This window comes from Paenibacillus sp. RRE4, from assembly GCF_031844205.1.
Lineage (GTDB): Bacteria > Bacillota > Bacilli > Paenibacillales > Paenibacillaceae > Paenibacillus > Paenibacillus xylanexedens_B.
In genome coordinates this window covers 15,355-29,093 of sequence record NZ_JAUZUT010000018.1, presented here as the reverse complement: position 1 = coordinate 29,093, position 13,739 = coordinate 15,355, and the positions used below count along the sequence as shown (strand labels likewise).

The 13,739-nt window shown below is 50.9% G+C and carries 11 protein-coding genes; all 11 read left to right on the top strand.

The features are described from left to right. Positions 1 to 28 precede the first annotated feature (28 nt). The 11 genes from Q9R46_RS27905 to Q9R46_RS27855 all read left to right on the top strand — a co-directional run bounded on the left by Q9R46_RS27905 (position 29) and on the right by Q9R46_RS27855 (position 13,714). Positions 29 to 1,090, top strand: coding sequence for a glycosyltransferase family 2 protein (locus Q9R46_RS27905; RefSeq protein ID WP_311282545.1), 1,062 nt, complete (start codon positions 29 to 31; stop codon positions 1,088 to 1,090). After that, complete coding sequence (locus Q9R46_RS27900; protein WP_311282544.1) at positions 1,087 to 1,860, top strand: glycosyltransferase family 2 protein; 774 nt, start codon at positions 1,087 to 1,089, stop codon at positions 1,858 to 1,860. Before Q9R46_RS27905 ends, Q9R46_RS27900 begins: the two co-directional genes overlap by 4 nt. Beyond that, positions 1,857 to 2,588 (top strand): sugar phosphate nucleotidyltransferase, encoded by a 732-nt coding sequence (locus tag Q9R46_RS27895; protein WP_145414995.1) that lies wholly within the window; start codon positions 1,857 to 1,859, stop codon positions 2,586 to 2,588. Before Q9R46_RS27900 ends, Q9R46_RS27895 begins: the two co-directional genes overlap by 4 nt. A gap of 1,036 nt (positions 2,589 to 3,624) precedes the next feature. Further along, positions 3,625 to 4,389, top strand: a complete 765-nt coding sequence (locus Q9R46_RS27890; protein ID WP_311282543.1) for a GT-D fold domain-containing protein — start codon at positions 3,625 to 3,627, stop codon at positions 4,387 to 4,389. Positions 4,390 to 4,453: 64 nt separating this feature from the next. After that, positions 4,454 to 6,100 carry a glycosyltransferase family 2 protein gene (locus Q9R46_RS27885; RefSeq protein ID WP_311282542.1) on the top strand — a complete coding sequence of 549 codons (1,647 nt, stop codon included), beginning with the start codon at positions 4,454 to 4,456 and terminating at the stop codon, positions 6,098 to 6,100. An 853-nt stretch (positions 6,101 to 6,953) separates the two neighbouring features. Continuing rightward, on the top strand, positions 6,954 to 8,297 hold the full coding sequence (locus tag Q9R46_RS27880) for an LLM class flavin-dependent oxidoreductase (protein ID WP_311282541.1): 1,344 nt from the start codon (positions 6,954 to 6,956) through the stop codon (positions 8,295 to 8,297). Between the two features lie 271 nt (positions 8,298 to 8,568). Then, positions 8,569 to 10,218: an ABC transporter substrate-binding protein gene (locus Q9R46_RS27875; protein WP_311282540.1), complete on the top strand. Its 1,650-nt coding sequence runs from the start codon at positions 8,569 to 8,571 to the stop codon at positions 10,216 to 10,218. 78 nt (positions 10,219 to 10,296) lie between these two features. Then, positions 10,297 to 11,229 carry an ABC transporter permease gene (locus Q9R46_RS27870; RefSeq protein ID WP_311282539.1) on the top strand — a complete coding sequence of 311 codons (933 nt, stop codon included), beginning with the start codon at positions 10,297 to 10,299 and terminating at the stop codon, positions 11,227 to 11,229. 70 nt (positions 11,230 to 11,299) lie between these two features. Further along, positions 11,300 to 12,223, top strand: coding sequence for an ABC transporter permease (locus Q9R46_RS27865; RefSeq protein ID WP_145414990.1), 924 nt, complete (start codon positions 11,300 to 11,302; stop codon positions 12,221 to 12,223). 25 nt (positions 12,224 to 12,248) lie between these two features. After that, the gene (gene ssuE / locus Q9R46_RS27860; protein ID WP_311282538.1) at positions 12,249 to 12,797 is read left to right on the top strand and encodes an NADPH-dependent FMN reductase; all 549 of its coding nucleotides are present in this window, start codon (positions 12,249 to 12,251) and stop codon (positions 12,795 to 12,797) included. A 44-nt stretch (positions 12,798 to 12,841) separates the two neighbouring features. Continuing rightward, the gene (locus Q9R46_RS27855; protein WP_090919340.1) at positions 12,842 to 13,714 is read left to right on the top strand and encodes a LysR family transcriptional regulator; all 873 of its coding nucleotides are present in this window, start codon (positions 12,842 to 12,844) and stop codon (positions 13,712 to 13,714) included. The last annotated feature ends 25 nt before the right edge of the window (positions 13,715 to 13,739 follow it).

The following is a 13,739-nucleotide window of genomic DNA, read 5'->3' as shown; positions in this document are numbered from 1 at the left end:
GGCATATAGACTGACGGGAGCCAAGCGAATGGCGGCGAATGGACCCCGGAGCAGAAAGCATGCTGAGGGGAAGCGCGTGCCACGTACCCGGCATCCCCGGCGGAATGTCCGGAAGGTGATGCCGGATCTGCGTCCATTTTGGCGAGCAGGCCAGCTTGCAGGCAAACAATTCAGGGGAGATACCGACAACCTGAATAAACACGCTTCTGATGCGTGGCAAGTACACGCGGCGAATCTGCCGGAACAGATCAGTTGCGAAGATACATTGCAGGCAGGCAGGGCGTTTATTCAAGGCTATGTGAAGTCCTCAGGCCATGTACCAGAGATTGTACCGCTACCCCTCCGACATGTTGCTGCTGCCGTAGTCTGTGCCTGTAATGAGGAACGCACACTTGGTCAAGTCTTGGTACAACTAGGGCGTCTACCCCTCCGTGATATTGTAGTTGTACTAAACGGCACGACGGATAACAGTCTGGAGCACGTGCTTCAACATCCCGGCATTACACTTGTGTATGAACCGGAACGAGCAGGGCATGATGTGGGGCGGGCGCTTGGAGCCAAGATGACAGAGGCGGAGACCGTTTTGTTTGTGGATGGAGATATGGTTATACCTGCGGAACACCTGGCACCGTTCCTGTTCGCGATTGACCGGGGGCAGGATGTAGCCTTAAATGATCTGACTTCTTTGCTTCCTCCTTTTTCCAAGCAGGACGAAGTCAGCCGAATCAAAGCTTATTTGAACCATACATTAGGTCGGCGGGACCTTGGTTCGAATTCGATGACCGCTGTTCCCCATGCCCTGTCGAGACGAATGATTCAGGCTGTAAAACCTGCTTCGCTAGCCGTTCCGCCGAAGGCGCAGATGCTTGCAATCCAGCAGGGACTCAAGGTATCCGCTCCATGCCAAGTGGATGTCATTCGCTCAAACCGACTGCGTGCCGGGAACACGGGTAGCGGTAATGATGTTGCCAGATTGATTCTTGGGGATCATCTGGAAGCACTTGCGGCGTGGATGGGAATGAGTGAATATGCCCTTCGGACCAACCTTCCTTCCCGTGCAGAGGTAGCGTACAGGAGGAATGTGAGATGACGCTGACAAGCATCATTATACCCACTTATAACGGCCTCTCATTGCTGAGGCCTTGTGTCGAGGCCATCCGAACATACACAGGAGAAGCGACATCGTACGAGATCATCGTTGTAGATAATGGTTCGACGGATGGTACTGCCGAATATTGTGCCAAGGAGCACATCCGGTTCGTTCGTTTACCCGAAAATCGGGGATTCCCTACCGCTTGTAATGCTGGACTTCGGGTTGCCTGCGGAGATGAGCTACTCTTGCTGAACAACGATGTTACCGTTACATCACGCTGGCTGGAAAATATGCGCACAGCACTGTACAGTGAAGAGCACGTTGGCATCATCGGGCCAGTCACGAACTATGCCAGTGGTATTCAGCAGGTTCATATGACGTTTCGGGATGTGCCACATTTTCAGGAGCTGGCGGCTGCCAATAATGTTTCGGATGTGTCCAGGTGGAAGGAAGTACGCCGAATCGTAGGGCTCTGTATGCTGATGAAACGAAGTGTACTGGAGGCCGTAGGCTGGCTTGACGAAGCGTATTCCCCTGGCCACTATGAAGATGACGACTATTGTTATCGGGCAAGGCTTCTGGGCTTCCGTTTGTTGGTATGCGGTGATGTCCTTGTACATCATCAAGGTAGTGCGAGTTTTCAAAAGACAGATCATGCGGAATGGAAACAGTTGCTGGAGCGTAACCGCTCCATTTTCATAAATAAGTGGCAAGTCGATCCGCGTGAATTTATGGACATATCCGATGAAGGAGGGAACAAGGAATGAAAGGTGTAATTCTTGCTGGTGGCACAGGAACCAGGCTGTACCCTCTGACCCGGCTTATCAATAAACATCTGCTTCCCGTCGGTAAACATCCGATGATAATGTATGGTATCGACAGGCTTCGTCAGGCAGGGATTGAGGATATTCTGATTGTGATCAACAAACATTCCGCTGGTTTGTATACGGAGTATCTTGGTGGTGGAGCGGATCATGGGGTCAGGCTGACGTATCGTATTCAGGAAAAGGCCGGCGGTATCGCCGAAGCGCTTGATCTGGCATCATCGTTTATTCTTCCGGGTGAAAAATTTGTGGTGCTGCTTGGTGATAATCTGTTCAGCGATGATTTGAAACCGTATGTAGAACGATATATGCAGCAACCTGCGGGTACGGCGCGTGTACTGCTTAAAGGGGTGGACGATGCACGTCGCTACGGGGTGCCTGTCTTTGATGAGCACCATCCGGAACGTATTGCGTACATCGAAGAAAAGCCAAGCCAGCCGAAGACCTCTTACTGTGTAACGGGCATATACATGTATGATGATCATGTGTTTAGCCTGATTCATAACATTGTACCGTCTGCACGTGGAGAGCTGGAGATCACCGACGTCAACAACCATTATGCATCCGGCGGCGGATTGGAGTATGACATTTTGCAAAAATATTGGAGCGATGCCGGAACATTCGAATCGCTCCAGGAGGCCGCTGTACGTATGAAAGGGCAGCTGCCTTAACCGGAAATAACAAGATAGAGGCGCAGTGCGGTGCCTGAACCGATGATCAGAGCCAATGTTGGAAACAGAAGACGAAGTAAATGCTTCATACCCATGATTGAAGCCAAACTTGCGCCGGAGCTTTCTTCAAGGCTCCGGCGTTTTGCACAGGCAGGAGAAGAAGCGTGTCAATTATTGAGGGTGCAAGAGCATAACGGTGAAAGGGAAGAGCGCAGGGAAGTTATGCCGGATATGAAGGTACGGTGTGAGTAGAGAATAGAAGGGGTCCGGGTCATGCGAGTGGTGTGAAGAGTGGAGGCAGAGCGGTGCAAGTGAATAATGCAGGGAAGTGGGGCATGTGAAAGGTACCGTAAGAGCAGGGAGTAGCAAGGGCGGTAGCAGTACGGGTGGTGTTATCAGGATAAGTAAGGCAGGCCGGACTGCAACTGTGTTGAGTAGGGGTAAGGCAAGTACGGCTGGAAGAGTGGGGAAGGCCAGTATGGCTGGAAGTGTGGTCGTTTCTGGCAGAGCAGATCGGGTTGGAAATATGGTCAATGTAGGCAAAGCAAGTCGGCCTGGAGGCGGGATTAGGGCGGGCAAAGCTCCGAGGGCCCGGGGTGAGGGGAATGCGGACAAAGCGCGAAGAAGTAGCAGAGCCGCAGGTGAGAGAGCGAACAGGGCAGGCGGGGCAACGCTGGCCGGCTCTGCAAAGAGCCGCCTGCGCCAAGGCTCCGCCCCGCGCAGGCGCGCTTCTGCGTTGGGCCGGCGCGCCGCGGCCCGCGCCAAGCAGCGCGCGGCGATGCGCCGTGCGCCCAAGCCAGCACCGCACGCAAGCTCGCCACAGGCGATGCCTGCCAGCGGTGCTGGCCCCGCCCCGCGCCAGACGACACACCCGCAGGGTGTCGTCGTGCCCGCGGGGCGGGAAGGCGCTGCCGCGAGTGCGGGCAGCGCAAACGGCGTGCCGCCGCCGGCTGCGGAGCATGCCGTGCAGGCGGCAGGGCCCGGCGGTTACGCCGCGGGTTACCGCGACGGCGTATTCGCCGGGGGCGAGGCGCTGGTGGCCCAGCACATCCCGCCGGATCATATTCTGCCCGCTGTCGCGGCGGCAGATTTGATCGCGGCGGGATTCCGCCAGTATGCGCCCAGCCTGACCCGGCTAACCAGCCCTCATGAGATGGCTGGTCATATCATGGCGGCGCTGGATGCGCAGCGCCCCCTGTCTGTCGTTCGCCTCGGGGATGGCGAACTGCTTACGCTGGCAGCAGATACCGTGCTGCCAGCTACGGAAGTGCAGGAGCTGGCACCGTTCCTGCCTTATGCAGGGGTGCCGTGCTCCACGCCCAACATCCGCGCGACGCTCGCGGAAGCGATTCGGGGTGCAGACTGGGTGGGTGTGCCCATCTCACGTGCTCCGACGTTTCAGGGACTATTATTCCCGGTGCTGCGCCATTTCGGGATCGACTGGTCTGATCTGAAATTGACCAGTTCCACGATCAACTACAGTCTGCATCAATCCCGATTGTTGCTACCGATGTTGCAAGGACGGCGTGTGCTGCTTATCGGCAGCCGGGCGGCAGAGCTGGGAGCCTTGTTACAACTGCATGGGGTGCAGGTTACAGGCATCATCCCTGCTGTAGCAGGCATGGCCGATATTCCGAGAGTAATGCAGCTAACAGCCGAGCACACCTTTGATATCGCTCTGGTCGCAGCGGGCATTCCGGCAGTTGTGTTATGCAGACGTATTGCGGGCGAACTGGGCAGCGTTGCCTTCGATTTCGGACATTTGGCTGACAAATTAGTGACAGGGGAGCTTCAACTCTAGTGAGTCGTCTGGGGCAGGATCACCGGGACCCTGCCTCTGGCACGAGTGGAATGGAGGAAGCAACATGAAGAAAGCGGAAATACAGTCGCAACGTGCACGAAAAAATACTCAGAGCAGCTTACAGCAGAGCGGTCAGCTTAGAGTAGGTACACAATTATCGGGTAGCCATCCTCATCGTATGAGTACACCTGCTAAGGTTTTTCTTCATGCAGCCGGTGGCCGTAATCGGCGTAACGCCTCACGGAAAGGCAAAAGAAGTCATCGTATTCTTCGAAACACCAAGTTATACAAGCAAGGATATAACCGAGGTTACGAAGATGGCGTTCTTCAGGGACAAAATTCATTCGGAATTGTGTTTGAAGGGGTCAGCATCATCATTCCCACCTACAATCAGCGGGATTATGTACTGCAATGTGTGTCAAGCATTGAGAAATATACCCCGGCTCCTTACGAAATTATCGTTGTAGACAATGCTTCTCAAGATGGTACGGCCGACGCACTGCTTCGCAAAGGCGGTATGGTGAGGGTGGCTGCATTGGATAAAAATCGGGGATTTGCCGGAGGCGTTAATCAGGGTCTGATGATGGCAAAGGGAAGGCATATCGTTGTGCTGAATAATGATACCCTGGTTACTCCGGGCTGGCTGGAAAATATGATGTCTTGTCTTAACAGCGATCCACAGATCGGTGTCGTGGGTCCTGTAACGAACTACATTGGCGGAGATCAGCAGATTGAAGTGCCTTATCGTGAAGTAGAGGAAATGTGGTCTTTCGCTGCCAACCAGAATCGTCCCGACCCGGAGAAACATCGATTGACGGAACGGCTCGTTGGATTCTGCTGGCTGTTTTCCAGAGATTTGTTTGAGCGGGCAGGTTATCTCGATGAGGGTTACGCCGTAGGCAACTTTGAGGATGACGACTGGATTGTACGGGTGCGGATGTTGGGGTACCGGCTTGCTGTAGCAGGTGATGCCTTTATCCATCATTTTGGAAGTGTCAGCATGAAAGCGCTCGGAGAGCAGGACTTTAACACAGTGAACAAGGGCAATGAACAATTTTACAGTCAAAAATGGGGAGATCCCCAAACGCTCATCACGGAAACATTCAGGCTGGCACAGACTCCGCACTCAGACCCTCAAACTCGATCTCAAGCGAACGTCTCTTCGTTAGCGGCAAAAGGTGATTTACGCCAGAGGGCCGCAGGTTCCTCTTCTGAAAACAGTCCTGCAACATCACCGCTCAGACGAAGCAGTGATTTCTATCCCGAAGGTGCATTTCTTGTTGATTTTAAGGGTGATGTCTACGTACTAAGATGCGGTCAGCGCCGAAAGCTGAACATTCCTGTTCCGCGCGGTATCTCGCCGGTGCTGGTAGCCAAACCTGATCTACTGGGGATACCTGCGGGTGAACCGCTGGTGTCCGCTGGAGACATTTGGAACGGATCGTTTGAACCTGACTTTCCTCTTGCTGTAGTCCCTTCTGATCCCGACATGGAAACGATGCACGCAAGCATTGTAGCTGCTGCCGAAGCGCCCGAATGCTGGTATCTGGTCACCGAAGGTAAACGCAGGAAGTTTGTTTCCGCCTATGCAGCGGAATGTTGGGGAATAAGCTCCAGACATGTGCATCAAATCTCAACCGAACAATTCCATTCGATCCCGGAAGGATGGCCGATTATTGCTCCGCCTCAATTGCTGAACAAGGATTTGTGATGACCACCGCTCGTGGTTTGAAGCAACATGTAAACATGCGGAATGAACAACGCAGCACCTACGCAACTTTTAGGCTGAACGTTCACACAAATCGGTTTATTCCGCATGAGGTTTCCCGTACAAGGGCTACATAATTAAGCTGATGACTATTCAAGACAAGTCAAGAGAACTGCAAAGTGCCCTTTTGATTGCTTTCTTAATCTTATTCATTCTATCCCTACCAATTTTGAGGGTTCTCTAACGATCAATGAACTATACATGAAATTAACGAATGAAAAATATCAGATTTTTCGAATCAAAATGGATACTGAATTGATAACTCAACATTTAAATTTATTTTTTCTATTTTGTTATAGGATTGTTCTATTAGCAGAACCATTGACGATGTAAATAGACGGGAGTACATTTATAGCCATAATTCTTATTTAACAGATAGGGATTAAAGGTATAGGTTGATCCGGTCTGTCTGATGATCTGGAACTCTATTATGTAAATCGGAGGTATGTCGATGTCATCATCCCAAAAAGTAGTGTTATGGAGTAAAAAGGGTTGCTATTTCTGCAGAACTTCTGGTGCGGCAGGATGAAGCAATGCTGTCTGAACGGAACGGATGAAGTCTGACAAGGCAAATTTAGCAGGAGCACAGCAGTTATTTTTACATGGGCGCTATATAGAAAAAATCTATTAGAAGCACGGTTGACCGGTTCGCCGGGGCAGTGATAAGCTGTGTGAAATTAAAACAAACCAAACTCATAGGAATAATCAATTTTGATTTTAATGCTCAATTGTTGGTTTAGATATACCACATTTTGGTACCATCAAATTACCTTATTTCAGGGAAGGCGGAGTGTACATGACAGCAAAACGAAGTTTGAAATTTGGAGCGATCATTCATGGCGTTGGGGGAAGCAACACAACCTGGAGACATCCGGAGGTTCTATCCGATGCCAGTGTCAACTTTGGATTTTACAAACGTCAGGCGCTGAAGGCAGAAGAGGGCAAGTTTGATCTGGTATTCATTGCGGACGGCCTGTATATTACGGAAAAATCCATTCCTCACTTCCTGAATCGTTTTGAGCCGATCAGCATTCTTTCCGCTCTTGCTGCGGTAACATCACGTATCGGACTTGTGGGTACACTCTCCACATCTTATAGTGATCCATTTACAGTCGCCAGACAGTTCGGTTCGCTTGATCTGATCAGCGATGGCCGTGCAGGCTGGAACGTGGTGACATCCCCCTTGGAAGGTACCGCGAAAAATTACAGCAAAAGCAATCATCCAACACATCCGGAGCGTTACCGTATTGCTAAGGAATATTTACAAGTGACCAAAGGATTGTGGGATTCGTGGGAAGACGATGCATTTGTAAGAGACAAGGAGAGCGGTGTGTTCTTCGATCCTTCCAAACTGCACACGCTGAATCATGAAGGGGAGTTCTTCTCTGTACAGGGGCCATTGAACATAGCTCGTTCACGACAGGGACAGCCGGTTATTTTCCAAGCTGGTTCTTCGGAAGATGGCAAAACGCTGGCGGCACAAGAAGCTGATGCGGTATTCACTGGACACGATAACATTGAAGATGCACAAGCATTCTATAAGGACGTAAAAACGCGGGCAGCCTCCTACGGGCGTTCAGCTCAAGATATTGTCATTTTGCCAGGCATCAACCCGATTGTGGGACGGACGGCGGAGGAAGCGGAACAGAAGTATCAGGAGATCGCGAGCCTTGTGACCATTGATAAGGCATTGGACTACTTGGGACGTTTCTTCGAGCATCATGATTTCTCCCAATATCCGCTGGATGAACCGTTCCCTGAACTGGATGGCATAGGCAGCAACAGCTTCCGTAGCGGAACGGACAAAATTAAAAAAGACGCCAAAGAACAGGGCTTAACGCTACGCGAAGTCGCTTTACGGGCTGCAACCCCACGGAGTCAATTCCTAGGGACACCGGAGCAGGTAGCGGACAAAATCCAGGCATGGTTCGAGGCAGAAGCGGCAGACGGATTCATCATTGCTTCGGAGCTCCCTAGTGGATTGTCCGACTTTGTCGAGCTGGTGGTGCCGATTCTACAGGAACGTGGCATCTATCGTACGGAATATGAACATGATACGCTGCGTGGCAATCTAGGTGTTCAGGTGCCTGTAAACCGTTATACAGCAGCTAGAACACAGGCACAGCCGAACGTGATCTAATCGAATGCCGAATGTCCCATGTTCTCTAAATCAAACATTATTCAATGGTTTTATTTCATGTTAATTACAGGTGGGAACTCGAACCTGCGCAAAACGAAGCACAAATGCATCAGAACCATAGGATTCACGAAGTTTAGGTTTAATGAATAATGAAGCTAATGAAGTCTTCTTGTCTTAAAACCTACTTTTCTCATAGGAAATATAAATTTTATGGTGAGTTTGCTCACCGCAACACATTAATGACACCTGTATGCACAGAGGGGGAAGCGATATGAACAGGTCTATCTCATGGACAAAAGTGGTGGCGTTGGCAGTAGCATTGGTAATGGTTTTGTCCGGATGCGGAGCAGCATCGGGAGGCAAAACTAGCGGTACGGCACAGGCTTCCGCCGGCGGGGGGCAGGCTGGTAAAGCAGAAGGGGAGGATCTCACCTTTGCGCTGGCGACTTCACCGGATACGCTCGATCCGCACCGTAGCGGACTTGCAGTAGCCGTACGGGCGATTCGTACGATCTACGACAATCTGGTGGTTCAGCTACCTGACGGTTCCATCAAACCTTGGCTTGCCAAGGAATGGAGCATATCGGAGGATGGCAAAAGTTATACCTTCAAGTTGCGTGAAGACGTGAAATTCCATGACGGAACCCCGTTTAACGCCGAAGCGGTGAAGTACAATCTGGATCGGGTCATTGATCCGGCCACCAAAGCTGCCAATTCGCTTGCCCTGATTAGACCTTATAGCTCCTCCCAGGTCATTGATGAATATACGATCAAAGTCAATCTGGATGCTCCTTCGCAGGCATTTCTCGGTAACCTGAGTCAGGCATTGCTGGGAATCGTGTCTCCAACCGCTGCGAAGAAATACGGGGATCAACTGGGCAAAAATCCGGTAGGCACAGGCCCGTATACCTTTGTGAAATGGGATGAAAATGCGGATATCGTTGTAGCCAAAAACAAGGATTACAACTGGGGCCCGGATACGGTCGAAAACAAAGGGGCTCCTTATATCGATACGATCACATTTAAAATTGTACCGGAAGAAGCAACACGTATCGGAAGTGTGCAGAGTAAGCAAGTGCTTGCCGCAGAGACCGTACCGCCGCAAAATATCGCTGCGCTGAAAAGTGATCCGAACCAGCAATTGTTGCAAGCCAACACGGTTGGACTGCCATACACCCTCTTTTTCAATCTGCGCAAGGCACCTTGGGATGATGTAAAAGTAAGGCAAGCGGTACAATCCGCTGTAGACGTAGAGTCCATTGTGAAAACCTTGTATCTGGGTAACTACGAGCGCGCATGGTCTGCATTGTCTCCAGGCATTCTCGGCTATGACAAGGCACTTGAAGGGAGTATCACCCCGGACATCAACCGAGCTAACCAACTACTGGATGAGCAGGGCTGGGTTAAGGGGGCTGACGGGATTCGTGTTAAAGACGGGAAGAAGCTAACTTTGAAATATGTAGATGGCTCCCCTAACCGGGAGAAACGCAATGACATTGCTGCCATCATCCAGCAACAGCTGAAACCGCTGGGCATAGCGGTAGAAGTGGTGATTACCAAAGACATTGCTACCGTGATCTATCAGAACTGGGATTATGATCTGTACGGCAACAGCCAGGTCAACTCCGATCCGAATGCCTTGTACGCCTTCTATCATACCAGTGCGGAAGGACAACGCCCGACATTATCCGGTTTGTCTGATCCAAAGATCGACCAATTGCTGGAGCAGGGAGCGGTAGAGAAGGATTCGGCGAAAAGGGTAGAGATCTACAGTCAGATTCAGAAATATCTCATTGAACAGGCAGTTATTTTGCCAATATACGTATTTCCGTATACCGTGGCTGCATCCAAAAACGTTGAAGGCATCAAGTTCGATTCACTCGGTTATCCACTCTTTAATGATGTACGTATTCAGCCATAACGCAAGTTAGGTTATCGAGTCTCATCATTCCAACACGGCATACAGCCTGTTTCGGTTTCAGAAAGGAGCCATCCCGGTATGATTCAACTGATCTTGTCACGACTAGCAACGTCGCTTCTCGTTATATTTGGAGCCTCGGTGCTGGTGTACTGCATCATGTATCTTCTGCCGGGTGATCCGGTGCTGCTTATGCTGGACCCATCCTCGGCTACCCCGGAGATGATTGCCAATCTCCGGGCACAGCTTGGGCTGGATCAACCATTTTATATCCAGTTTGCGAACTATTTTGGCGATATGTTGCGCGGGGATTTTGGTCAATCCATGGTTAACTCCGATCCGGTATTACCCAAAATTCTGGAACATTTCCCGGCAACGCTGGCATTAACGGCACTCAGTTCGCTGATCGCCATCACCATCGGAATTACGCTTGGCGTTCTATCGGCCATTCACCGGAATGGCGTGATTGATGTTGTGGCTCGGCTCGTTGGTTTGTTCGGTATCTCGATGCCAACCTTCTGGACCGGTATTCTGCTTATTCTGTTGTTTTCCGTGCAGCTCGGCTGGTTCCCGGCGATGGGTTCGGATGGATTCAGTACCTTGGTGCTTCCGGCATCCACACTAGGACTTGTCGGTGCGGGATTTATTGTGCGGATGGTGCGTAACAGCATGCTTGAAGTGATCAATGAACCGTTTATCGTGGCTTTACGAGCCAAAGGATTGTCTGAACGAGCGATCATGTACGGTCATGCACTGCGTAATGCATTGATCCCCGCCGTTACGGTTATCGGTATGCTAATTGGGGATTTGCTGGCAGGAACCGTGGTGGTAGAAACGGTATTCTCCAGACAAGGAATTGGCCGTATTATTGCCGATGCGTTAATGGCGAAGGATCTACCGGTGGTGCAGGGCGTTGTATTTTTTACATCGATCATCTATGTCGTGTTGAATTTGCTGGTAGACATCTCGTATTCGTACATTGATCCTCGGGTTCGGCGAGCTGTCCGTACATGATCCAGATCAGGAGCACCACATCAGGAGCTTGCAAAATGTGAAGAGGCAGGAGAAGGAGGCGTTAATATTTATGAGCATGAAACCTTTGACGGGACACAAAAAGGCATGGGCAGGAAGCGCGGGAAAAGCTCGCCTGTGGAGATGGAACCGCCTGCCTTGGCAGCATCGCATCTCATCCGCAGTATCGCAATTGTTTTTGTATGCCGCGCTGCTCATCGTCATCTTTACTGTGGCCTGTGCCATCGTACCTGGCTGGATTGCTCCTTATGATCCAACACAGATGATGACGGATGCCATTCTACAGGCTCCTTCTGCTGCACACCTGTTCGGTACAGACTATTTCGGCCGGGATATCTTCAGCGTGGTTGTGCATGGGAGCCGGGATTCCTTGCTGATCGGTTTTGCTTCCGTGCTTGTTGGGGGTCTCGTCGGCAGTGCTCTTGGCATCCTAGCGGGATATGCAGGAGGATTGGTTGATACGGTAACGATGCGGGCGGTGGATATTGTTATGGCCGTACCAGGCGTATTGCTCGCCTTATCTGTTGCTGCGGCGCTTGGGCCGGGACTGCTAAATATTGCACTTGCTGTTGCGGTGGCGTCGATACCAGGCTATGCAAGGGTGATGCGCGGTCAGGTGATGTCTGTCAAAAATCTGCCTTTCATTACAGCCACACGCTCGCTGGGCGGTTCCAATGCCCGCATTTTCTGGAAACATGTCCTGCCACATTCCTTGTCTCCGCTACTCGTAATGGCAACGCTGGGGGTAGGTACATCCATCCTGACTGGGTCTGGACTCAGTTTCCTCGGGCTCGGGGTACTCAAAGAAATTCCGGATTGGGGTGCATTGCTGTCCCAAGGGAGAGGGTATCTGACGGTAGCTTGGTGGATATGCACATTCCCGGGTCTGGCCATTACGCTGTTTGTTCTGGCTGTCAATCTGATTGGGGACGATATTCGTGATCGCCTTGATCCCAAAGTAAAAGGAGCGGCTTGACCGCTATTCCAAGGAGGAAAATAATATGTCACATGTTGTCATTATTGCAGGAACCCCGTCCAAGCGATCACGTTTGACGGGACTTACGGATTATAGCAGCCTTACGTTAAGCAAAGCTGGTATCTCAGTTGAAGTGATTCAGGTGACCGATTTGCCGGCTGAAGATCTGGTACAGGCCAAGTTCGACAGTCCGGCCATTCAGGACGCACTTGCCATTGTCGATGCAGCGGATGCCGTTATTGTGGCTACTCCGGTATATAAGGCAGCCTATTCGGGCGTGCTGAAGCTGTTTCTCGACCTGATTCCCCAAGAAGGACTCCGGGATAAGGTGACCCTGCCTCTCGTTATTGGCGGTTCAATTGCACATTTGCTTGCTATTGATTATGCTTTGAAGCCTGTGCTTACCGCACTCGGCGGACGACATATCCTTGGCGGCGTATACGCAGTCGATCAGGCGATTGAGCGCAACGAGGACGGAACATTCACGCTTGCAGCAGATATTGCTGCACGTCTGGATCGGTCTCTGGAAGAATTAAGATTGACACTGGAAAAGGATGGTATTACGATATCCTAAAACCAAGTAATTTTATAGGAAATTAAGAGGATGCGGAGGCGCCTATGAATATTGAGAACATTGAAGCATTTGTATATATCAATCATTACGGAAGCTTCAATAAGGCGGCTGAAGTACTTTTCTTGTCCCAGCCTTCGGTTACGGCACGAATTCAATCATTGGAAAGGGAGCTGGGATGCAAGCTGTTTGACCGGCTAGGCAAGCAGATTGTGCTGACGGATGAAGGCCGCAAATTTTTGCCGTATGCGCAGCAGGTGCTACAAGTGATCCAGAAGGGTAGACAAAAAATCCAACAGCGTAGAACGACACCTGAGGCACTGCGCCTCGGAAGCACGGTGTCCGTGTCCAATTATGTCATTCCCGATTTTCTGCCCAGAATCAAAGAGTCGTACCCTGAAGTCAACATCAAACTGACAACAGCAACAACGGATCAACTGATTGCCAAACTGCTCGGTCAGGAGATAGATCTCGCGTTTGTGCGCAAGGTCATGCACCCTGCGATCCGTACCGTTGCTTTTTACGAAGATCCGATACAGCTATACGTGTACAGAGGACATCCTTTCATTGAAAGCGGACATGTCAGCATGGAGGCGATCCGGAATGAAAAGCTGGTCTTTTTCGAGTGTGGCTCATTGGACTGGCTCCGTATTCACCGGGCCTTCGACTCCCTGGAGTATCCGCCGGATATTACATATCATGTGGATAATTCGGAAACAGCGAAAAAATTGGTTATGCAAGGTGCAGGCATCGCTTTTCTCCCGGGGTTAACGGTGAAGAAAGAAGTACAGCGTCAGGAGCTGTTTCCGATTCAAGTCCATGAGGTGGCAGGTGTGTCGCTGCAGATCAGTGTGGTGACTTTAAAAGAAGAATATTCGCCATTTGCAGAGCCTTTTGGAGAACTGCTACGGCAATTATAGATGGACTGACAAGGCGAACCAGATT

Bases quoted from the DNA above. Each gene is read 5' to 3' on its own strand.
- Q9R46_RS27855 (WP_090919340.1), top strand. From the start codon at position 12,842: ATGAATATTGAGAACATTGAAGCATTTGTATATATCAATCATTACGGA.
- Q9R46_RS27895 (WP_145414995.1), top strand. From the start codon at position 1,857: ATGAAAGGTGTAATTCTTGCTGGTGGCACAGGAACCAGGCTGTACCCT.
- Q9R46_RS27875 (WP_311282540.1), top strand. From the start codon at position 8,569: ATGAACAGGTCTATCTCATGGACAAAAGTGGTGGCGTTGGCAGTAGCA.
- ssuE (WP_311282538.1), top strand. From the start codon at position 12,249: ATGTCACATGTTGTCATTATTGCAGGAACCCCGTCCAAGCGATCACGT.
- Q9R46_RS27905 (WP_311282545.1), top strand. From the start codon at position 29: ATGGCGGCGAATGGACCCCGGAGCAGAAAGCATGCTGAGGGGAAGCGC.
- Q9R46_RS27865 (WP_145414990.1), top strand. From the start codon at position 11,300: ATGAGCATGAAACCTTTGACGGGACACAAAAAGGCATGGGCAGGAAGC.
- Q9R46_RS27885 (WP_311282542.1), top strand. From the start codon at position 4,454: ATGAAGAAAGCGGAAATACAGTCGCAACGTGCACGAAAAAATACTCAG.
- Q9R46_RS27870 (WP_311282539.1), top strand. From the start codon at position 10,297: ATGATTCAACTGATCTTGTCACGACTAGCAACGTCGCTTCTCGTTATA.
- Q9R46_RS27880 (WP_311282541.1), top strand. From the start codon at position 6,954: ATGACAGCAAAACGAAGTTTGAAATTTGGAGCGATCATTCATGGCGTT.
- Q9R46_RS27900 (WP_311282544.1), top strand. From the start codon at position 1,087: ATGACGCTGACAAGCATCATTATACCCACTTATAACGGCCTCTCATTG.